The organism is Sinorhizobium garamanticum, from assembly GCF_029892065.1.
In the GTDB taxonomy this organism is placed as follows: domain Bacteria; phylum Pseudomonadota; class Alphaproteobacteria; order Rhizobiales; family Rhizobiaceae; genus Sinorhizobium; species Sinorhizobium garamanticum.
Window position 1 is genome coordinate 2,647,732 of the sequence record NZ_CP120373.1, and the last position, 22,032, is coordinate 2,669,763.

18 protein-coding genes and 1 riboswitch are annotated in these 22,032 nt (G+C 61.7%); of the genes, 8 read left to right on the forward strand and 10 right to left on the reverse strand.

Translation table 11 applies throughout. The features are described 5' to 3' along the window. Positions 1 to 2: 2 nt before the first annotated feature. From PZN02_RS12300 to PZN02_RS12335, 8 genes are all read right to left on the reverse strand, one after another. Positions 3 to 2,228 carry a TonB-dependent siderophore receptor gene (locus PZN02_RS12300; RefSeq protein WP_280658270.1) on the reverse strand — a complete coding sequence of 742 codons (2,226 nt, stop codon included), beginning with the start codon at positions 2,226 to 2,228 and terminating at the stop codon, positions 3 to 5. Between the two features lie 187 nt (positions 2,229 to 2,415). Continuing rightward, on the reverse strand, positions 2,416 to 3,300 hold the full coding sequence (locus PZN02_RS12305) for a helix-turn-helix domain-containing protein (RefSeq protein WP_280658271.1): 885 nt from the start codon (positions 3,298 to 3,300) through the stop codon (positions 2,416 to 2,418). 318 nt (positions 3,301 to 3,618) lie between these two features. Continuing rightward, positions 3,619 to 4,092 carry a 6,7-dimethyl-8-ribityllumazine synthase gene (locus PZN02_RS12310; RefSeq protein ID WP_280658272.1) on the reverse strand — a complete coding sequence of 158 codons (474 nt, stop codon included), beginning with the start codon at positions 4,090 to 4,092 and terminating at the stop codon, positions 3,619 to 3,621. 91 nt (positions 4,093 to 4,183) lie between these two features. Then, positions 4,184 to 4,337, reverse strand: a riboswitch (FMN riboswitch). Between the two features lie 115 nt (positions 4,338 to 4,452). Beyond that, positions 4,453 to 5,514 carry an ABC transporter ATP-binding protein gene (locus tag PZN02_RS12315; RefSeq protein WP_280658273.1) on the reverse strand — a complete coding sequence of 354 codons (1,062 nt, stop codon included), beginning with the start codon at positions 5,512 to 5,514 and terminating at the stop codon, positions 4,453 to 4,455. Between the two features lie 4 nt (positions 5,515 to 5,518). Beyond that, positions 5,519 to 6,307 carry an ABC transporter permease gene (locus tag PZN02_RS12320; protein ID WP_280658274.1) on the reverse strand — a complete coding sequence of 263 codons (789 nt, stop codon included), beginning with the start codon at positions 6,305 to 6,307 and terminating at the stop codon, positions 5,519 to 5,521. Then, positions 6,304 to 7,185 (reverse strand): ABC transporter permease, encoded by an 882-nt coding sequence (locus tag PZN02_RS12325; RefSeq protein WP_280658275.1) that lies wholly within the window; start codon positions 7,183 to 7,185, stop codon positions 6,304 to 6,306. Before PZN02_RS12325 ends, PZN02_RS12320 begins: the two co-directional genes overlap by 4 nt. Positions 7,186 to 7,256: 71 nt before the next feature. Further along, entirely contained in the window at positions 7,257 to 8,360 is a 1,104-nt protein-coding gene (locus tag PZN02_RS12330; protein WP_280658276.1) for an ABC transporter substrate-binding protein, read from the reverse strand. 201 nt (positions 8,361 to 8,561) lie between these two features. Beyond that, on the reverse strand, positions 8,562 to 9,419 hold the full coding sequence (locus PZN02_RS12335) for a MurR/RpiR family transcriptional regulator (protein WP_280661476.1): 858 nt from the start codon (positions 9,417 to 9,419) through the stop codon (positions 8,562 to 8,564). Between the two features lie 196 nt (positions 9,420 to 9,615). On the opposite strand from PZN02_RS12335, the gene PZN02_RS12340 reads away from it, so the two are divergent. From PZN02_RS12340 to PZN02_RS12365, 6 genes are all read left to right on the forward strand, one after another. Next, positions 9,616 to 10,389: an N-formylglutamate amidohydrolase gene (locus tag PZN02_RS12340; RefSeq protein WP_280658277.1), complete on the forward strand. Its 774-nt coding sequence runs from the start codon at positions 9,616 to 9,618 to the stop codon at positions 10,387 to 10,389. Between the two features lie 105 nt (positions 10,390 to 10,494). Further along, positions 10,495 to 12,042, forward strand: coding sequence for an amino acid permease (locus tag PZN02_RS12345; RefSeq protein ID WP_280658278.1), 1,548 nt, complete (start codon positions 10,495 to 10,497; stop codon positions 12,040 to 12,042). Positions 12,043 to 12,136: 94 nt separating this feature from the next. Further along, positions 12,137 to 13,501, forward strand: coding sequence for a glutamine synthetase family protein (locus tag PZN02_RS12350; protein ID WP_280658279.1), 1,365 nt, complete (start codon positions 12,137 to 12,139; stop codon positions 13,499 to 13,501). A gap of 203 nt (positions 13,502 to 13,704) precedes the next feature. After that, positions 13,705 to 15,090, forward strand: coding sequence for an aldehyde dehydrogenase family protein (locus PZN02_RS12355; protein ID WP_280658280.1), 1,386 nt, complete (start codon positions 13,705 to 13,707; stop codon positions 15,088 to 15,090). Beyond that, entirely contained in the window at positions 15,087 to 16,232 is a 1,146-nt protein-coding gene (locus PZN02_RS12360) for an iron-containing alcohol dehydrogenase (protein ID WP_280658281.1), read from the forward strand. Before PZN02_RS12355 ends, PZN02_RS12360 begins: the two co-directional genes overlap by 4 nt. A gap of 207 nt (positions 16,233 to 16,439) precedes the next feature. Beyond that, on the forward strand, positions 16,440 to 17,159 hold the full coding sequence (locus PZN02_RS12365) for a ParA family protein (protein ID WP_280658282.1): 720 nt from the start codon (positions 16,440 to 16,442) through the stop codon (positions 17,157 to 17,159). A 198-nt stretch (positions 17,160 to 17,357) separates the two neighbouring features. On the opposite strand, the gene PZN02_RS12370 is transcribed toward PZN02_RS12365, so the two are convergent. Further along, a complete protein-coding gene (locus PZN02_RS12370) occupies positions 17,358 to 18,647 on the reverse strand; it encodes an NAD(P)/FAD-dependent oxidoreductase (protein WP_280658283.1) in 1,290 nt (429 codons plus the stop codon). Between the two features lie 279 nt (positions 18,648 to 18,926). Continuing rightward, entirely contained in the window at positions 18,927 to 20,312 is a 1,386-nt protein-coding gene (locus tag PZN02_RS12375; protein WP_280658284.1) for a L,D-transpeptidase family protein, read from the reverse strand. Positions 20,313 to 20,627: 315 nt separating this feature from the next. Between PZN02_RS12375 and PZN02_RS12380 the strand changes: the two genes are divergently transcribed. Together PZN02_RS12380 and PZN02_RS12385 are read left to right on the forward strand one after the other, a co-directional pair. Next, a complete protein-coding gene (locus PZN02_RS12380; RefSeq protein WP_425336240.1) occupies positions 20,628 to 21,470 on the forward strand; it encodes a DUF4432 family protein in 843 nt (280 codons plus the stop codon). Between the two features lie 220 nt (positions 21,471 to 21,690). Then, positions 21,691 to 22,029: a protein tyrosine phosphatase family protein gene (locus PZN02_RS12385; RefSeq protein WP_180938446.1), complete on the forward strand. Its 339-nt coding sequence runs from the start codon at positions 21,691 to 21,693 to the stop codon at positions 22,027 to 22,029. Positions 22,030 to 22,032 lie beyond the last annotated feature (3 nt).

Consider the following 22,032-nt stretch of genomic DNA (forward strand, 5'->3'; position numbering starts at 1 on the left):
GCTCACCACGTCTTGCTGAGCTTCAGCGTGAAAGTCCGGCTTTCACCGTAGCCGCAGGTCAAGAGCCCCTGGCATCCCTTGACATATTCCTTGTCGAAGAGATTGGCGACGTTGAGGGAGGCGGCCCAGTCGTTCTTCTCGTAGCGTATGGCGGCATCGACGAGCGCGGCGTCCGGAACCTTCTTCGTATTTTCCGCATCGGCCCAAGATTCGCCCTGGTAACGGACGCCTGCGCCAAGGCTCATGCCTTCGAAAGCGCCGCTGGTCACCGTGTAGTCGAGCCACAGCGCAGCCTGCGTTTCGGGTATGAGATAGGGCGACTTGCCGAGCAGCGACGGGTTGGTGTCTTCCGTGATCTCGAGATCGGTATAGCTGAAAGCGGAGATGACCTTCCAGTTTTCATCAAGGTTGACCTTGCCTTCAAGCTCGACCCCGCGGGAGCGCACCTCGCCGAGCTGGGTGGAGAGCCCAAGGACGGGCTCATTCACCTGGACGTTCTGCTTGGTTATCTCGAAGATGGAGGCGGTGAACAATCCGTCGATAAACGTCGGCTCGTATTTGATTCCGGCTTCGTACTGGTAGCCTTCTTCGGGCTTCAGGGGCACCAAAGTCGTGACCGCGGGATCAGGGTTCGAGTCGCGTGAGCCCACGAGAGGGTTGAAGAAGGTCGCGACGCTTACATAGGGCGTGAAGCCGTTGTCGAACTCGTAAGCGAGGCCGGCCCGGCCGCTGAGCGCGCCGTCATCATATCCGAAGTCGGAAGCTCCGGCCCAGGCCGTAGCGACGTTCTTGAGGTCGGTATCGACATAGTCGTAGCGCCCATTGAGCGTTACGAGCCAACCGTCGCCGAAGCGCACCTGATCCTGGGCATAGATGCCGATCTGCTGCTGTGTGAAGATCTGGTTGACATAGACGGCCGTCGGTCCCTGGGGCACACCATAGACCGGATCGGTGGGGCTGATCGGCGTTGCGCCTCCCGACGCCCCTATATGGTCGAGGCGGTAGTATTTGTAGTCGAGGCCAACGAGAAAAGTGTGATTCGTGGCGCCGAGATCGAAATCCGTCTCCGCCCGGTTGTCGATCGAGAAGCTGTCGACCTTCGACGTCGCCTCGAAGCCGATGCGATTCAGAAGGTAGTCCGGACCGATGGGCTCCACATTGCCAAAGCCGGGGCCGACATAGCCGTAGGGGTATGGGTACCGCTCGTGCTTGTGTAGATGGGCGTAGCGGGCGTTCTGGCTAAAGGTCCAGCCGTTGTCGAAATCGTGCTTGAACTCATAGCCGAGCATCTGCTGGGCGTAGGTTCCCTCATCGATATCGGGTTCGCCGAAGTAGGCATCCCGGTCGATCTTGCCGAAGGGGGCGTCGACCACCGTTCCGACATAGGGCAGGAAGCCGTTGCCGACATGGACCTGGTCGAGCCCTTGCAGCAGGCCGTAGACGGTCAGGCTGGTTGTGTCGTCCGGGGCATAGGTGACTTGCGGAAGGATGAAGCCCCGCAGGTCTTCGGAGAAATCCGAGTAATTGTCGCCGCCGGCGATCTTGCCGGTCAGACGGTAGCGAACCGTACCGTCTTCGGTCAGCCCGTCGTTGACATCGAAGCCGGTGAAGGCGTTGCCATCGCTGTTGATACCGATTTCCGTGTAGTAGAGCGGCTCGTCAAGCGGCCGCTTGCTGATCAGATTGATGATGCCGCCCGGATTGGCGCCGCCATAGAGCACGGAGGCCGGCCCCCTCAGCACCTCGATCCGCTCCAGCATGAAGGGGTCTATCTGGAAATTGCCGAAGGCGTAGCTGAAGAGGGAGAGGCCGTCGAGAAAAACGCCGGTCTGCGCCGCGTCGAAGCCGCGGATATAGAACCAGTCCGTATCGGCGTCGACGCCGAAGGGCGCGGCCATGACGCCGGGCGTATAGCGCAAGGCTTCATCGACCTTGTTGACCACGGCGCGATCGTCCAGCTCCTCGCGACCGACGACGGAGACAGACTGGGGGATTTCGCTCAGCGGTGTGGCGGTCTTCGACCCCGTTGTGGTTGCCTTGGCCACGTAGCCGTCAACCGGGCCGGTGGCGCTGCCGTTCGCCGACGCTCCGCCTTCGACCACCAGCCGTTCAAGCTGGGTGGCGCTGCCATCCTGCGCCTGCGCCGCACCGGCGACCAGCAGTGCCGCGAATGCCACTCCGCCCGCCAATACATCCCTCACGCGCACCCCGTTGCCATTGCTCTGCATCGTATCTCTGCCCCGCAATCGGCCATGCCGCGCTCCATCCCCCCCGGAGAACGCGACCTGGCCAGTCGTCCTGTCGATAAGATGAGCGTTTATCTCAAGTATATCGGCCGGGCTTGTCCGGATCCGTGAAAATTGAACGATCCTGGGCAAATTTGCGCACTGCACCAAAAGGTCGGCTGAGCCGCTTTCAGGAGAGACGGCTCTTTTTCCAGAGCGCCGGCGTCGTGCCGACCGTCTTGCGGAACACGCGGGTGAAGTGCGCCTGATCGGCGAAACCTGTTTCCGCCGCCACTGTGGTTAGCGATGCGTTGTTCTCAAGCAACATCTCTTTTGCGCGCTCGATCCGGGCCTTTGTCTGCCACTGGTGCGGCGCCATGCCGGTCGATGCCTTGAAGGCGTGGCTGAAATGCGATTGCGACAGCCCGGTGAGGTTCGCCAACTCTTCGAGCCGGACATTGCGGGCGACATTTTCCCCGATGTAGTCCACCGCGCGGCGCAGTTGCCAGGCTGCCAACTGGCTGCGTTTGCGGCTCACGCTCCGGTTGATCTTCATCAGATCGATGAACAGCGCCAGCGTCAGTCCATCGCCGTAGAGGTCGTGTAGCGGCTGCGGATTGAGGCATTCGGCGGCGATCAGCTCGGCAAGCTGGAGAAACCGAGGGTCCTGAAACATCAGCCGAGGCGTCTCGATCGCGCTGGGGTCAAGGTCTTCCATCAGACGGCGGCTGAGCACATCGACATCGAAATGCAGGTCGAGATGCCGCAGGTACCGGATATCGACGACATCGGTCCAGAGCTCCACGCCGGCCGGTATGTAGGAAAGGGCCTGCCGATGATAGTTCTGGACGGTGCTTCTGCCGTTCGAGGCCAGCTTGACGCGGCAATTTCCTCCGCCCTTAGCATCGAGTACGATGAACATGCGCGGGTCCGCCGCGACGTAGTAGCCGCCGGCGTGAGGAATGCACTCGACGTCCCACACATCCGCAACGACACCGTTCCAATGACGCCGGTGCAGTCCGCCTATGACAGAGAAACCGCTGATCTTGTTTTGCATGCGCGGCTGAAATGTCATCGTCGCATTCCTTGGGCGGGTGCCCCTGCCCAGCCTATTCCTTCATATTTTAGTCAAGTTTACTAGCGCAGTCCGCTGGAACTTTCAATGGCTGTCGCAAATGCGCGACGTGACCGATACGCTGGCACGAATCCGCTTGATCGCGACAGGGTTTTGAGTTGGCGACGATTGCCCCTCACCCCGCAAGCGGGGAGAGGGGACTGAGCTTGCCGCCAGCGCCACGCTTACACGCGAGACAGGAGGGCCGAGTGGGTCCGCTTATGCCTTCGCCCCGCATGCGGGCAGAAGGTGCCGGAAGGCGGATGAGGGGCGCCCTGGCTAGGCGTTCAACAGCGCCAGCTTGGCGCGGGCGTCGAGAATCTGGGCGCAGGCGTTGGCGGCCTCTTCGCCTTTGATGACGAAATGATCGCGGAAGAAGGCGATCAGCGGCTCGCTTTCCTGGAAATTGTGCGGGGTGAGCACGGCAGAAAGGACCGGCACGTCGGTGTCGAGCTGCACGCGCATCATGCCGTCGAGCACCGTGCCGGCGACGAAGTCGTGGCGGTAGATGCCGCCATCGACCACGAAGGCCGTCCCGAGGATCGCCGAATAACGGCCGGTCCTGGCGAGCGTCTGTGCGTGCAGCGGGATTTCGAGAGCACCCGGGACGTCGAAGATCTCGACGTCGGCGGAGTTGCCGCCGAGTTCCGTCCATTGTGCGACGAAAGCATCGACGCAGCGATCGACGATGTCGGCGTGCCAGCGGGCGCGGACAATTGCAATCCTGGCGGCGGGTTGGGAAAGAATGGTCATGGTCTCAAGCCTTTCAGGGTTTGGCGTTTTTCCAATGATCCCGTCGGGCGAACATGCACGCGCGGAGAGCCCGAGAAGGGACTCCGCTCCTGCTTGCTCTCTTCCATCCGGACTGTAACCGTCGGCTCCGGAATTTGACCGGATCTGCTGACCTTCAGGCGCTGAAGTTGCCCGAAGCGCTCGCGGGCTCCAGCCTTCAGGCTGCTACCGCCGGTGGGGAATTTCGCCCCGCCCTGAGAACGCCTGCGACTATATAGGCCGGCAGGGTGCGGTCAAACGCGCACTGCGACGGAAAAACGGGAAATCGCGACAGATTTTTCCAACAACGGCGCTTCATCGGAACAGACCGTTCAAAGGCACCTATTCACGAATGACGAGCAGGTCCTTGGCGGCGAAGCGCAGCGTGACGTTTTCGCCGGAGACCGGCGGGGTGAGGCCGGGATCGTTGAACGTGTCGAAGGAGATGATGTCGCTGCCGACACGCAGTTTTGTCCGGATGACCGAACCGAGGAAGCTTGTGGAGACGACCTCGCCGATAAGCGCGGTATCGCCTTTGGCACTTTCGACGATCGAGCCCGCTTCCGGGCGCAGGGCGAGCGAGATGCTGTCGCCGCCCTTCAGACCGGCGATCGGCGCTTTCAGCGAAATCCTCTGGTCGCCAATGGTGACGGCGCCGGCAGAGGGGTCCGCGACCTTGCCCTCGATGATGTTCAGCGTGCCGACGAAGGAGGCGACGAAACGGGTTGCCGGCGTGTTGTAAATCTCGAAGGGGGTACCGATCTGGTCGGCGTGTCCCGCATTCATGACGACGATCCGGTCGGAGATCGACAGCGCTTCCTCCTGGTCATGCGTCACGAAGACGGTGGTAATGCCGAGTTGCTGCTGGATCTGCCGGATCTCCTCGCGCAGCGAGACGCGGATCTTCGCGTCGAGTGCGGAGAGGGGCTCGTCGAGTAACAATACCTGCGGCTTGACGGCGAGCGCGCGGGCGAGCGCCACGCGCTGCTGTTGGCCGCCGGACAATTGATAGGGGAAGCGGTCCGCCAGGTGCTCGAGCTTGATCAGCCCGAGCATCTGCTTCACCCGTTGATCAACTTCCGTTTTCTGAGCGCCGGCGACCTTGAGGCCGAAGGCGACATTGTCGTGAACGTTCATGTTCGGGAAAAGCGCATAGGCCTGGAATACCATGCCGATGTTGCGCTGGTTGGGCTTCAATGCACCCTGGTCCTTGCCGTCGATGACGATGGAGCCGCCCGAGGGGGTCTCGAAGCCGGCGATCATGCGCAGGATCGTGGTCTTGCCGCAACCCGAGGGGCCGAGGAACGAAACGAACTCGCCCTTGTCGATGCCCATGTTGAAGTTGTGCACGACCTGAACCGGGCCGAAGGACTTCTGGATGTTGGTCAGTGTCAGGAATGCCATGTGATCAAGCCTTGGCCGGAGCGGATTTCTGGAAGCGGGAGACGAGCTGGATAAGACCCATGCTGAGCCAGGTGATGGCGAATGCGATGACGGCGAGCGCCGAAGGTTCATAGGCCTTGTTGGCGCCGACGAGCTGCAGGTAGGGGCCGAAGGCGGGCCGGTTGAGGAGCGCGGCCATGGTGAATTCGCCCATCACGATCGCGAAGGTGATGAAGGCGCCGGACAGCACGCCGCTCATCACATTCGGGAAAATGCAGCGGAAGAGGATCGTCGGCCATTTGGCGCCGAGGCTCTCGGCCGCTTCCGTCAGCGTCCGGACGTCGATCGCCCGCATGGCGGTATCGACGGCGCGATACATGTAGGGGAGCGACAGCGTCATATAGGAGAACATCAGGAGCGCGGTTGTCCCGGAAGTCGAGCCGGTCAGCGGCAGCACCGAGGAGGAGTTATAAAGGCGCAGATAGCCGAAGACGATGACGATCGCCGGAATGACGAGCGGCAGCAGCGTGATGAACTCGACGACCGGCCGCACCTGCGGCAGGCGCAGCCGCACCCAGTAGGCGGTCGGCACGACAAGCAGCATGCCGAAGATGATGGTCAACAGCGCCATCAGCATCGAATAGCCGAAGGTCTCGCGGAACTGGATATCGGCAAAGACCGACTGGTAGGCATCGAAGGAATATTCGCCGCGGCGCATGCGCAGCGAGAATTCCAGGGTCCCCAGCAGCGGAATGATGAAATAGCTCGCTCCGATGGCGATGGCGATCCAGGCGCCGAGGCGTTGTGCTTTCATTTCTGCCACCGTTCGGCGCGCATCCGCAGCCAGATATAAAGAATGTTGGAAATGCCGGTGATGACGATCATGCCGAGCGCCAGGGCGTAACCGAGGTTGGGGTTGTGCAGCACGTCGCCGCGGATCTGCGCATAAAGCAGGATCGGAACGATGTTGAGCGAACTGCCGGTCAGCGCGTAGGCCGTGGCGATCGCGCCGAAAGCGTTGGCGAAAAGCAGAAGGGTCGTGCCGAGCAGGCTCGGCCAGAGGATCGGCAGCGCCACCATGCGCCAGTATTGCCAGGTCGAGGCGCCGAGGATCTCGGATGCCTCGCGCCATTCCTTCTTCATGCCGTCGAGCGCCGGCGTCAGGATCAGCACCATCAGCGGGATCTGAAAATACATGTAGGTGATGGTGAGGCCGAAGAAACTCAGGAGGTTGAAGCCGGTCGAGTAGAGATTGAAACCGAACCAGTCGCGCAGGAAAACCGTCACGAGGCCGGTGCGTCCAAGGGTTGCGAGAAACGCGAATGCCAGCGGCACGCCGGCGAAATTCGAAGCGACGCCGGAGAAGGTGAGGAGGCCGGAGCGGACCCAGGTCGGCACGCCGCCGAGCACGATCGCCCAGGCGAGGAAGAAACCGATCAGCGCGCCGCCGAGCGAGGAGGCGACCGAGACCCGGATGGAGATCCAATAGGCGGAGAGAATCGAGGGCGTGAAGAGATCGGCGATGTTCTTGAAAGTGAGCTCGCCCTCTGGCGTCAAAAACGCGCCGGTCACGAGATAGAGCGTCGGGACGATCAGGAACATCAGCGCGAAAATCATGAACGGCGCGATGCCGAGCCAATCGATAATCGCCCGTTTGCTGATCAAAGGTACTGCGGCTGTTGTCGTGGTCATCGCGTTTCGGCTGTCCCGGCGTCAAAGGAAGCCTCCCCGCCGCGCGTGCGGAGGGGAGGCCGATCTTGCGATTACTGTACGTTGGCGCCGACGACGCTATCCCACTTGGTGGTGATTGCCGTCTTGCCGGCTTCCTGCTCTTCAAGCGTCGGGAAGACAGCCTTTTCATAGGCTGCTGCCGGCGGCAGCTTGTCGAGCATTTCCTGCGGGATCTTGCCGTTCTTGGCGAGATCGTTGAAGCGGATCGGGTGGCAATAGCCCTTCAGCCAGCCGAGCTGGCCCTCGTCCGAATAGAGGTATTCCATCCAGAGCTTGGCAGCGTTCGGATGCGGAGCGAAAGCCGAGATCGCCTGCACGTAAACACCGGCCACGACGCCCGAATTCGGAACGACGACTTCGACCGGCGGGTTGCCGTTCAGGCTGTCGCGCCAGGAGAGGCCGTTATAGTCCCAGGCGATGATGATCGGGGTGGAGCCCTGTGCAAGCGAGGCGGACTTGCCGATCACCGGAACGAAGTTGCCAGCCTTGTTGACTTCGGCGAAGAAGCCGAGACCGGCTTCGCCGGCCTTGGCGGCATCCTTCTCACCGGCAGCGAGGCCGGCCGCATAGACCGCCTGGACGGCCTGGTTGGACGCACGCGGATCGCCAGCGAGCGCGACCGAGTTCGCGTAGTCCGGCTTCTTGAGGTCGGCCCAGTCCTTCGGCACGTCCTTGACGATGTCGGTGTTCACCACGAAGGAGAGAACGCCGTAATAGTCGCCGTACCAGAAGCCGTCGGCGTCCTTGGCGCTATCCGGGATCGTGTCCCAGGTCGAGACCTTGTAGGGCTGGATCAGGCCTTCGGCCTTCGCCGACGGACCGAAGGAGAGACCGACGTCGATCACGTCGGGAGCCTGCGGGCCGGTGTTGCCCTTGTTGGCCTTGATGGCTTCGATTTCGTCGCCCGAACCTGCGTCCGGGTTCAGTTCGTTGACTTCGATGCCGTACTTGGCCTTGAAGCCGGCAATGACGTCGCCGTAACCGCACCAGTTGTGCGGAAGCGCGATCGTGGTCAGCGTGCCTTCCTTCTTGGCGGCGGCGATAAGCTCCTCACTCGGCTCGGCGACGGCGATCGCCGACGTTGCGAGCAGAATGGCGGTGGAAAGCGAGAGCAGGCGTTGAGTCTTTGAAATCACTGACGTTCTCCTTATGTGCTTTCAACTGAAATCGTTCGTTGTAAGTTCGGCGATGCTGTTAATGAGACGCGATGAAGCCTGTGTGACAGGCTCTGTCTCGTTCACGCCATACGTGTCGGTCGCGGGACGGCGGTCGCCCGATTTGCGCAACTGTCGCTGGTATCTTGCGAAGCTTGGTCCATAGACACAGCCGATTCCTCCCTAGACCGGCCTGCGGAAGATGCGCGTCGAATCGAACAGGCCTTCAAGCATCTTCATCCGGTCCCGTGTCTCGTCCCAGTTCATGTTCTGCACCGCTTCGATCAGCGCCTCGACGAGAAAGAGCAGCATGACCGAACTATCCCAGGCCGAGGGCGCTTCGATCTGCACGCGAAAGACCTTGGAAGAGGATTTGGCGACCGGCGAACCCCACTGGTCCGTGAAGAGAACGATTTCGACGCCACGATCGCGGGCGAAACGGGCAAGCGTTTCCATCTCCTGTTCGTATCGGCGGATATCGAACAGGATCAGGACATCGCCCTGCTTCATATCCAAGACGTAATGCGGCCAGGAGCTGGGGTTGGCGGCGATCTGCGTGACGCCGGTGCGGATGACCTGGAGATGGGTGAAGAAGTAATCAGCCACCGAGCGGGTGATACGACCGCCGGCAAGATAGATATTGCGCTTGCGATCGGCGATTAGGGTGGCGGTTTGGTCGAATTCGCGCGGTTCTATCTGGGACAGCGTCTGGCGCATGTTTCCCATGACCGCATCGGCGAACCGGTTGAGTGTGTGCGTGCCGGGGGCGCTGGCAGCCCAGCGATCATGCTTGGCGATCGGATTGGAAATCGTCGCCTCGAGCTCCTGGTGCAGCCTTGACTGAAAGTCCGGAAATCCGCGGAAACCCAGCTTCTGGACCATGCGCGCCACGGTTGGCGTCGAAACGCCGGCGTTCTCGGCGACCGTCGTGATCGAACCGAGCCCGGAGACTGGATAGTTGTCGAGGAGTGTCTCCGCCAATCGCCTCTCGGCGCGCGTCAGCGCCGCGAAATGTGCGTTGATCACATCCGACACCGTCATGGATGCCGCTTTGCTGGTCAATGTCGTGCCCCTGAACTGGTCTACTGCCAGCTTGTGACGAATTAAACATCGCTGTCACAATCGGAGTCAATCAGCTTTTTGAAGAGATCGTTTCAGATTTTCGTTGACACTCCCTGATTCGTGAAGAATTCTTTTCATTAAGATCGTCTGACGAGGCAATTTGGGGGTGCCGGTTTTGACGGGACTTTTGACGCAGGCAGAGGGCGATCCGGTCGCCATCGACAATGCCGACGGGAGGGGAGAGTTCCTCTTCGTCTGCGAGCACGCGTCGCGCCGCCTGCCGGAGCGCCTAGGGACGCTCGGCCTTTCAAAAGATGCACTCGAGAGCCACATCGCCTGGGACCCCGGCGCGCTGGCGGTCGCCAGGCATCTTGCCGAGAGGTTCGATGGCACGCTCATCCATCAACGCTTTTCGCGCCTTGCCTATGACTGCAATCGGCCGCCCGAGTCCGATGCGGCGATGCCGGCCGTCAGCGAAATTTACGAGGTGCCGGGCAACAGGGCGATGTCGGCCGCAGAAAGGCGGGCGAGGGTGGAGGAGATCTACCTGCCGTTTCGTGATGCCGTGGCGCGGTTCGTGTCCGAGCGCAGGGCTGCCGGGCGGCGTCTCATCCTTGTCACCATGCACAGTTTCACGCCCGTCTATTTCGGCAACCCGCGCACCGTCGAAATCGGCATCCTGCACGATGCCGACAGCCGGCTTGCCGACCGCATGCTTAAGATCGCTACGGACGGAGAGGTCGCCTACGATATCCGCCGGAATGAGCCCTACGGGCCGGCGGACGGCGTTACGCACAGTCTGGTGGAGTACGGCGTGCGAAACGGACTGCCGAACGTGATGATTGAGATCAGAAACGATCTCATTCGCGACGAGATTAGCCAGAGGGTCATGGCTGATTATCTGGAGGGGCTGCTCGCAAAGAGCGCGGCCGCCCTTCCGGCACGATAAGAAGACCCTGGGGAGCGGCATAGCCGCGGTTCCGTTCCGATGGGAACGGGTGTGATGGGGCCTCCTGCAATGGCGCGCGAGGTCATGGAGAAACAGGGGAAGAAGATGTCAGACTATACCGATGTCGATAAGAAGCAGGACATGCAGGTCCTGCATTCGATGGGCTACGCCCAGGAGCTCGAGCGGCGCATGAGCCAGTTCTCGAACTTCGCCGTGTCATTCTCGATCATTTGCATTCTTTCAGGCGGTATCAACTCGCTGGCGCAGGCGACATCCGGTGCGGGTGGCGCGGCGATCGGCATCGGCTGGCCGCTCGGATGCTTTATCTCGCTCGTCTTCGCTGTCGCCATGGCGCAGATCGGCTCCGCCTATCCGACTGCCGGCGGCCTCTATCACTGGGGCTCGATCCTCGGCAACCGCTTCACCGGCTGGCTGACGGCCTGGTTCAATCTCCTCGGGCTGGTGACCGTCCTCGGCGCGATCAACGTTGGCACCTATTACTTCTTCATGGGCTCCTTCGGCGCGCCGTATTTCGGATTGGAAGACACCACGACCACCCGCATCGTCTTCCTGGCGATCATCACCGGCGCGCAGGCACTGGTAAACCATATGGGTATCGGGCTGACGGCGAAGCTTACAGACTTTTCCGGTTACCTGATCTTCGCCACATCGATTCTGCTGGCCGTCGTTTGCCTTGCGGTCGCCGATACCTACGAGATCGGCAGGCTCTTCACCTTCTCGAACTATTCTGGGGAAGCCGGCGGTAGCGTCTGGCCGCAGACGTCCGGGACCTGGGTCTTCCTGCTCGGCCTCCTGTTGCCGATCTACACGATCACCGGCTACGACGCCTCGGCGCATACGTCGGAGGAAACGGTCAAGGCGGCGCATTCCGTGCCACGCGGCATGGTCTCGTCTGTGCTGTGGTCGGCGCTATTCGGCTACATCATGCTGTGCGCCTTCGTGTTGATGATCCCGAACATGGACGAAGCCGCGAAGCAGGGTTGGAACGTGTTCTTCTGGGCGATGGACACGCAGGTGAACCCGGTCATCAAGGATATTCTCTATCTCGCCATTTTCGTCAGCCAGTGGCTGTGCGGCCTGGCGACGGTGACTTCGGTCTCGCGCATGATCTTCGCCTTCTCGCGCGACGGCGGTTTGCCGGCCTCGAAGGCGCTCGCCAAGGTCAGCCCGACCTATCGTACGCCCGTTGCGGCGATCTGGACCGGGTCGATCCTTGCCGTGCTCTTCGTCTGGGGCTCGTCGCTCGTCTCGATCGGCGATACGCCGGTCTACACCATCGTCGTCTCGTGCACGGTCATCTTCCTTTTCTTCTCCTTCGCAATCCCGATCACGCTCGGCTTTTTCGCCTGGGGGACGTCGAAGTGGGACAAGATGGGTCCGTGGGATCTCGGCGAGGGCACATTCAAGCTCTTCGCCATCCTGTCGATCATCGCGATGGTGCTGATCTTCGTGCTCGGCATTCAGCCGCCGAACGATTGGGCGCTCTACATCACCGTCGGCTTCCTGATCGTGACCGGCATCGTCTGGTTCGGTTTCGAGAGCCGCCGGTTCCGTGGGCCGCCGATCGGCGACGAAGTTGCGCGCCGCCAGGCCGAAATCGCCGCGGCCGAAAAAGCCGTCGGGGAAGCCTGATCAAACAACAAGAGGGCGGGGCCGCGACTGCGGTTTCCGCCCCACTTTTTGCGGCGACGGGAACGGCCGTACCGAAACATGGGATGATACTTTCATGAGCTATTCGTTCGATGAACTGAAAGAGGATGTAGCCGCCGGCCGCATCGACACGGTGCTCGTCTGCCAGGTGGACATGCAGGGCCGCCTGATGGGCAAGCGCTTCCACGCGGAATATTTCGTCGAAAGCGCGTGGAAGGAAACGCATAGCTGCAACTATCTGCTTGCGACCGACATCGAGATGGAGACGGTCTCCGGCTACAAGGCGACGAGCTGGGAGAAGGGCTACGGCGACTATACGATGAAGCCGGATCTTGCGACGCTCGGGCGCATTCCGTGGCTCGAAGGCACGGCGCTGGTGCTCTGCGACGTGCTCGACCACCACACGCACGAAGAGGTGCCACATTCGCCCCGGGCGATCCTCAAGAAGCAGATCGCGCGTCTCGAGGCGATGGGCCTCAAGGCCTTCATGGCGAGCGAGCTGGAGTTCTTCCTCTTCGACCAATCCTACGACGATGCGCGCCAGTCCGGCTATCGCGACCTGCAACTCGCGAGCGGCTACAACGAGGACTACCACATCTTCCAGACGACCAAGGAAGAGGACGTGATGCGGGCGATCCGCAACGGCCTTCAGGGGGCCGGGATCCCGGTCGAAAATTCCAAGGGCGAGGCCTCCGCCGGCCAGGAGGAAATCAACGTCCGCTATGCCGATGCGCTGACCATGGCCGACCGCCATGCGATCATCAAGAACGGCTGCAAGGAAATCGCCTGGCAGCGCGGCAAGGCCATCACCTTCCTTGCCAAGTGGAATTACTCGGCTGCCGGCTCCTCCTCGCATATCCACCAGTCGCTTTGGAGTGCCGATGGCGAGACGCCGCTCTTCTTCGACAAGAACGCGCGTTACGGCATGTCCGAGCTGATGCGGCACTACGTGGCCGGACTTCTGACCCATGCGAGCGAGATCACCTATTTCCTTGCGCCTTACATCAACTCCTACAAGCGCTTCATGGCCGGCACCTTCGCGCCCACCAAGGCGATCTGGAGCAAGGACAACCGTACCGCCGGCTATCGCCTCTGCGGCGAGGACACCAAGGCGATCCGCATCGAATGCCGCGTCGGCGGCTCCGACCTCAACCCATACCTAGCCTTTGCCGCCTTGATCGCCGCCGGCATATCCGGCATCGAAGGCAAGATGGAACTCGAAGCGCCGTTCGTCGGCGATGCCTATCATGGCAAGGACATACGCGAGATCCCGCACACGCTGCGGGATGCGACCGAGGCACTGACCGGCTCTGAGATGTTGCGCGCCGCCTTCGGCGATGACGTCATCGACCACTATACGCGCGCGGCACGCTGGGAGCAGGAGGAATATGACCGGCGCGTGACCGACTGGGAGGTCGCGCGCGGTTTCGAAAGGGCGTAAGAATTCCGCTCCCCCCTCCCCACAAGGGGAGGGGCTTCCCCGCGGCGGCCGCCTCTTGCTCGCCTGAGCCGTCGCCAAATGTGGAGACATTGGGTTGGACGAGGTGATGCCGCCCGCAAGCCCCTTCCCGCTTGTGGCGAGGTGTTGGGAGGGGGAAATGGGGGAAGGTAAATTCAATTGAAAGCAAAAGCAGGATGACGATCATGACGATGATCAAATGCATTTCCCCGGTGAACGGCGAGGTCTACGCCGAGCGCCCCGCAATGCCGCTGGAACTCGCCAGACAGGCCGTGGCCCATGCGCGTCTGGCGCAGAAAAGCTGGGCGAAGCGCCCGGTCGAGGAACGCGTCAAGCTCGTGCTCGCGGGCGTCGCGCGGCTGAACGAGATGGTCGACGAGGTCGTGCCCGAGCTTGCTTGGCAGATGGGCCGGCCGGTGCGCTATGGAGGCGAGTTCAAGGGTTTCAACGAGCGGTCGAACTATGTCGCTGCCATCGCCGCCGACGCGCTGAAGCCGATCATTGTCGAAGAGAGCGATCGCTTCGAGCGGCGCATCGAGCGCGAACCGCATGGCGTCGTCTTCGTCATCGCGCCGTGGAACTACCCTTACATGACCGCGATCAACACGGTCGCCCCGGCGCTGATGGCCGGCAACACGGTCATCATCAAGCATGCGAGCCAGACGATCCTTGTCGGCGAGCGCATGGTGCGCGCGTTCATCGAGGCGGGCGTGCCGGCGGACGTGTTCCAGAACCTTTTCCTCGATCATGACACGACGGCGGCGCTGATTGCGGCCAAGAGCTTCGACTTCATCAACTTCACCGGCTCGGTCGAAGGCGGGCGCTCGATTGAACGTGCAGCAGCCGGTACCTTCACCGGCCTTGGCCTCGAACTCGGCGGCAAGGATCCGGGCTATGTGATGGAAGATGCGGACCTTGATGCCGCTGTTGACACGCTGATGGACGGCGCAACCTACAATTCCGGCCAGTGCTGCTGCGGCATCGAGCGCATCTATGTAAATGAATCGCTCTACGACGCATTTGTCGAGAAATCGGTGGCCTGGGTTTCCAACTACAAGCTCGGCAATCCGCTCGACCCGGAGACGACGCTGGGGCCCATGGCCAACAAGCGCTTTGCCGCAACCGTGCGCCACCAGATCGCCGATGCCGTTTCGAAGGGCGCCAAGGCGCTGATCGATCCCAAACTTTTCCCGCAGGACGACGGCGGCGCCTATCTCGCGCCGCAGATCCTCGTCGATGTCGATCATTCGATGGAATTCATGCGCGAGGAAACCTTCGGGCCGGCGGTCGGCATCATGAAGGTGAAAAGCGACGCGGAAGCGATCGAGCTGATGAACGATTGCCAGTATGGCCTGACCGTTTCGCTCTGGACAAAGGACGCCGAGCGCGCCTCCCGCATCGGCCGCGACCTTGAAACCGGTACCGTCTTCATGAACCGCGCGGATTATCTCGATCCGGCGCTCTGCTGGACGGGGGTCAAGGAAACGGGCCGCGGCGGTTCGCTTTCGATCCTCGGTTTCCACAATCTCACCCGTCCGAAATCCTATCATCTGAAGAAAGTAACCGCATGACGATCACCGCCAACTGGAGCTACCCGACCGCCGTCAAGTTCGGCGCCGGCCGGATCAAGGAGCTTGCCGACCATTGCAAGGCGCTCGGCATGAAAAGGCCGCTGCTCGTAACCGACCGTGGCCTTGCGCCGATGGCGATCACGCAGAACGCTCTCGATATCCTGGAAGCGGGCGGCCTTGGCCGCGCCATCTTCGCCGATGTCGATCCGAACCCGAACGACAAGAACCTGGAAGCCGGCGTGAAGGCGTTCAGGCACGGCGGCCATGACGGCGTCGTCGCCTTCGGCGGTGGCTCCGGCCTTGATCTCGGCAAATGCGTCGCCTTCATGGTCGGCCAGACGCGGCCGGTCTGGGATTTTGAGGATATCGGCGACTGGTGGACGCGCGCGAGCGTCGAAGGCATTGCGCCGATCGTGGCTGTGCCTACGACCGCCGGCACCGGTTCGGAGGTAGGGCGTGCCAGCGTCATCACCAATTCGGCAAGTCACGTGAAGAAGGTGATCTTCCACCCGAAGTTCCTGCCGGGGGTAACGATCTGCGATCCAGAGCTGACGGTCGGCATGCCGAAGGTTATCACCGCCGGCACGGGCATGGATGCCTTCGCCCATTGCCTGGAGGCCTATTCCTCGCCCTTCTATCATCCAATGTCGGCGGGCATTGCGCTCGAAGGCATGCGTCTCGTCAAGGAACACCTGCCGCGCGCCTACAAGGACGGCGCGGATATCGAAGCGCGCGCGAACATGATGAGTGCCGCGGCGATGGGTGCAGTCGCATTCCAGAAGGGACTCGGCGCAATCCATTCGCTCTCCCATCCGGTCGGCGCGATCTACAACACGCATCACGGCATGACCAATGCCGTCGTGATGCCGCCGGTGCTGCGCTTCAACCGTTCCGCGATCGAGGACAAGATCGCGCGGGCTGCGGGCTATCTCGGCATCGCCGGCGGTTTCGACGGTTTCTACGACTACGTGTTGAAGCTGCGCGAGGAACTTGGCGTGCCGGACAAGCTTTCCGCGCTCGGCGTCGGCACCGATCGTATCGATGAAATGGCGGAAATGGCGATCGTCGACCCGACAGCTGGCGGCAACCCGGTCGAACTGACCGTCGAAGCGGCGAAAAAACTGTTCAGAGAATGCATCTGAGCCGAATCGTGTTAATTTTTCTGAGGCCCGGAGACCTTGGTTTTCCGGGCCTTTTTAATCCGTCGCCGTTGACAGCCGGGCGTGCGGGTTAATCTTTGCCCGCCAAAATTTCCATTTCGTTAACCATGTTCTGAAAGGCTCTGTTAAGGGCGCCGCCTGCTGACGCATCGGTCGGAGCCTCGAAACAATGATGGAATGAGGTGGAAGATGGCGGTCATCACATTTGCCAACGCAAAAGGCGGCGCCGGCAAGACGACGGCGGCATTGATTCTGTCGACGGAACTGGCGAGACAGGGCAACAGGGTGGTGGTGCTCGACGCGGATCCACAGCGATGGATTACGCGCTGGTCGGAAGTTTCCGGCCATGTCGCCAATCTCGAAGTGATTTCGCACATCACGCCGGCTTCGCTGCCCTGTCATATCCGCGAACTGAAAGACGATGTCGATTTCATCGTGATCGACCTCGCCGGCGCGAAGGATGCAATCGTCGCGCTGGCACTCGGCCTGTCCGATCAGGTGCTGATCCCGGTCCAGGGGTGCGCGATGGACGCGCAGGGCGCCGTGCAGATTCTGGAACTGATCCGCCATATCGAACAAAAGGCGACGGTTCGCATCAAGCATTCCGTGGTGCTCACGCGCGTCAACTCGCTGGTGACGACGCGTGCGCTCCAGACGATCAAGACGCTCCTTGCGTCGCGCGGTGTTGCAATGCTCGAAACGCCAATCGTCGAACGCGCCGCCTATCGCGAGATTTTCGAATGCGGCGGAACGCTGCAGACGATGGACGCGGGCCGTGTCAGCAATCTCGACAAGGCGCGCGAGAATGCACTTGCGCTTGCCCAAGAGGTCCAGGCGCTTTTGCCTGCTCGCCCGCAGCGCTCCTGGGCTTCGCGGGTGCCGTCCTGGGCGCAACTGCGCGCCGCATAGTCGCGTCCGGGCCAACTCGATCATCATCTTTCTGCGGACCGGAATTGACGTTCGTCAGTTCCGATTGAACTTTTTGTTGTACCTGCACCGAATGGCTGTCACGCCACGCGCGGACGCGCCGCGGCCGGGTCCCTCTGGCGAGTACAGGGGTGACGGGAGCGCAGAGATCGCCGCTCGGTGAGACGCCGGGAGGAATGACTAAAAACGCCGATCGACGAAGTGCTTTGCCTGCGCGCCGGCTTGATAGAACGCGGACTTCACGGTCCGCCACGGATCCGGCGTGATCGGTGTTTCTGAAAGCGGGATTGCCGAGGCGTCGCCCATGACGTGTTGGGCGAGCGCACGGCCGAAGACGGTTCCGGGCGCAATGCCGCGGCCATTGTAGCCGCTCACCGAAACGACATTCGGCGCGAGCACGTGCATGGCGGGCAGGTTGTTGGTCGTCATGCCGATGTTGCCGTCCCACCAGTACTCGAAGTGAAAATCGCCGATATAGGGAAAGAGCTTGCGCAGCGAGCGGGCCGCGAAGGCGCGATGTGTGCCCTCGGCCATGGCGTCGAGGCGGCCGATCGAACCGAAGATCATACGGTTCTGCTGGTCCATGCGGAACGAGGTCATCACGAGTCCGGTATCCCAAGCGCCCTGACGCTCCGGCAGGATTCGCGATGCCACCTTTCCGGGAAGCGGATTGGTCGCGAACTGGAAATAGGGGAGGATCGTCAGTTCCTGGGTATGCGCCTTCCACGGCGCGTCGGGAACGAGGCCACCATAGGCGTTGGTCGCCAGAATGACATGGCGGGTGGTAATTCTGCCCCGGCCGGCCTTCAGCTTCCATAGATCGCCCTGGCGCTCGGCGGCAAGGAGAGGTGTGTCGGTAAATATCCTGACGCCGGCGGCGAGGGCGGCGTGCGCCAGCCCTCTTGCGTAGGCGAGTGGCTGGATTGTTCCGGCGCGACGGTCGAGCAACGCACCGGCAAAACCCTCGGCGCCTGACAACGCGTGCGCCTTGTCGGCCGAGAGCACTTCGACCGGTGCGCCGCGCTTCTTCCACTGCGCCTCGCGATCCTGGATGTCCTTAAGGCCATCGGCGCCGACAGCCATGTGGAGCGTGCCATTGCGCACCGCTTCGCACTGCATACCGTGTTTCGCAACGAGATCGTAAACAAGCGACGGACCGTCGCCGAGCTCCTTCAACAAGCGGTTTCCTGCGTCGGCGCCGAGGGTTGCCACGAGATCGTCCGGTTTTACCCACATGCCGGCATTGACGAGACCGACATTGCGCCCGGAGCCGCCGAAACCGATCATCCGCGCTTCGACCACGGTTGCCTTCACGCCCTTTTCCGCAAGGTGCAGCGCGGCGGAGAGGCCGGTAAAACCGCCGCCGATGATGGCTACGTCGGTGGCGAGCTCGCCTGCGAGCGGACCGGTTTCAGGCGCGGCCGGTGCCGTCGCATGCCAGAGGTTGGGGAGAGCACGCTCCGTTGCCATTGCGGACATTCCTTTGTCTTCGAAGCGGGACAAGGAAGGCGGAAACGCCCATCTTTATCCTGCGCCGATTGATCGTGATGGAAAACTCTTCGTCAGTGATAGAACCATTGCCGCAGAGTTTTTCATGACAATGTTTCATGAGGTCATGAAGACGTGCAATGCCGGGTGGCCGCCGCAAATGCGAGCAGGAAATCGCCTGCGCACGCACTTTTGGAGAGCCGGTTCCGGGTGGGCTCACCGGAGAAAGAGAACGTCCCCTTCGCCGGGCGCGCTACATGATCAATCGACGAACTCGACCGTCACGCCCTTGCTCACCATCTTGCCGAGTTCAGTGGCATCCCAGTTGGTCAGGCGGATGCAGCCGTGGCTCTGGGTCTTGCCAATCTTCGACGGATCCGGCGTGCCGTGAATACCGTAAGTCGGCTTCGACAGTGCGATCCAGACGGTGCCGACGGGACCGTTCGGACCGGGCTGCAGCGTCAGAATCTTGTCGTTCGCGCCCTGCTGGAAGTTGATCCTCGGATTGTAGGTGTAGCCCGGATCGAAGGCGATCCGCTCGACCGACACGATGCCGGACGGGGAGGGCGTGTCCGACGAGCCGATCGTAGAAGGATAAGCGGCAATGAGCTTATCGGTCGCATCGTAGGCGAGCACCTGCTTGCGACCCTTGTCGGCCACGATCCGCGCGACCTTGCCCGCCTTGTTCGGACCTGGATTGATGACTTTGATGATCGTACCCGGAATGGAAAAATCGACGCCAGGATTGAGTTCGCGCAGGTAGTTCTCGTCCATGTGGAATTTCTCGCCGAGCATCTCGACCGTGGACGTGAAGGAAAGATGCGGGAGCATCGCCTTGTGGGCGTAGTCCTCGGGAATCGCGGCGACGAAGGGCCCGGCCGCGTCGGCAGCCGTGATCGTGTAGGTGGTGATCGGCAGCCCGCCGTTGAAACGCAAGCGTTCGAGAATGTCTTCGGTGTTGTTCGGATCGAGCGTCTCGCCGGTCGCCTGCTGCCAGGCTTCGATGGCCTTGGTAACGTTCGAGCCCATCTTGCCGTCGATCACACCCGGGGAGAAGCCCTCGCGGTCGAGAAACACCTGCAGTGCCGTGATTTCCGCACGCGATTTGCCCTTCACCGACATCGCCGGCGGCATCGGCTGCCTAAGCGGGTCGTCATATTGGGGATCGTAGGCCGCCTGCTCGCTGCCATCCATCAAGCCCGGCAGGTTGTCCCGCAACTCCTCGCGCTCGACCGGGGCCCGTTCGCGGTAGTCCGGGACCGTGCCCGTAAACTCGCCGGGCTCGGAATAGCCGTAGCCGCGGTCGCCGTAGTCAGCATAGCCGTCGTTCGAATAGACGTCGACGTCGCTTTGCCGGCGGCGGGCTCTGCCGTAGCCGTCCGACGGCATCACTGTCGCGACAACATTGCCCCATGGATCGACGAGAACGGTGCGGCCGCGGTGGTCCCGCATCGCGCGGACCTCGTCCTGTCCCGGCATGTAGTCGAGAATTTCGCCGTTGGGGGTAACCAGGATGACATCGCCGCCGCCGCGGTAATAGCCTTCCTGCGCGGCGGCAGGTGTAAGCTCCACGGCCAAAAGGCCGGCTACGGCGAGAAGCGAGAGGCCGGTGCGGGTCGCAGTCGTCACGATAGAACCTGTTTTCATGATGATTGATCCGGGCGGTACATGCCGATTTGGACGTTAATGTGAAAAAAGTGAATCCATCGTGAACGGTTGGTTAAAATTCATCATGACCGATCGGTTAACCGTAGTAGATCGGTATGGCGTCTGTTTCAACCGCGGAGAATGGGTGGGTCAGGGACTGAAAGCGATCCTCACCCTGCATTCCCCCGCCGTCTATGCCACTAACGCTCGCGAACCCCGATTGTTCAGTCGGAAATTATCATGTTCGGGGCGTTTTGCTTTGCTTTATCATGCGTTTGCACCTGCGCGATTCGCGTGTGCCAGCCGGAGCAACCTATGGAAGCGACCTTGACCAGCACACGTGACGGCGTCCCTGGCCACCTCCTGTTCGACCGCTTGTCGGCGCTCGACATTGCCGCCTTCGTGGTCGATGGCACGGACCTTTCTCCAGGTTCGGCCATTCCGTCCGATGGTGACCCGCGGATCGACCATGCGCTCGCCGGCTTTCTCTTTACCTGCGGTCCCGATCACATCCGCCATCCCGAACCCGTCGAAGGCTGCGATGAAGGGAGGCGCTACCCTCTGCACGGTTCGCTTGCAGGCACGACCGTCACCCGGGCGAAGATGTCCGCCGACGACACTCGTTGCGAGGCCCTGACCGAGGTGGATCTCGCCTGTGGCGGCAAGGCGGCCGTCGAGCGTCGGTGGTACGTTAGCGAAAACGGGCAAAGCGTGATGCTTGAGGACCGCGTAACGAACATCGGCCAATCGGCCTTCGCGCCGATGATGATGTACCACATGAATATCGGTGGCCGGCTGCTCGGCCCCGAAACGCATATTGTCAGTCCTTCGATCGAAGGCGGATCGCTCGGCTGGCAGTTCGGCGAGGGCGAGAGCGCCCATTTCTGTATTCCGGCGGTTGGCGAGGAAGGCTGGTCGGAGGTTTTGCTCGCGCCGTTGCCGGGGCTTGGCGGGCGGCGGCTTGCCGTTCGGTTTCGCGTGGACACGCTGCCATTCCTGCAGATGTGGCGCTGCCAGCGCGGCGGCGCCAATGTCATCAGCATCGAGCCGGCGTCGCATCGCCTGGCAAAGCGGGGGGAACTGGCCGCATCGGGCGAACTCGGCGCCATCGAGCCCGGCCAGTCGCACGGCTATGCGCTCGGCTTCGCAGTGTCCTGACCGATCGCAATTGCCAGAGCGGGCTGTGAGCGGAAACCCTTCTTCTCCCCGCACTACAGCGCCGTGCGTCCTTTCAGACGCACAAAGGTCGCCGTAGCACCTTGAATTGCTGCATGTTTTTGTCCGTAAATCGGCTTCGATTGAGGAAACATGCAGCGGCGATTGACGCCGCCTGACGCGAGGCCTAAATCAAGGCAACACCGTCAGAGGAAGCATCATCATGGACATTCGCCAGATCAACGATGAATACTCGGTCTCCGGCCAGATCACGGTCGAGGACCTCGACGAGATCAAGGCGCTCGGGTTCAAGTCCATCGTCTGCCACCGCCCGGATTTCGAGACCCCTGATCAGCCGACGTTCGATGCGATCGCCGCGCGCGCCGCCGAGCTGGGCCTGGAAATCACGCATATTCCTGTGGGTCCGATGGGCGTGACCGCCGATGCGGTGACCCGCATGGTCGATGCACTCGACGAGTTCCAGCGCCCGATGCTCGGCTACTGCCGTTCCGGCGCCCGCTCTACTGCAGTTTATCAGCAGACACAGCATATCCGCAGCTGACGG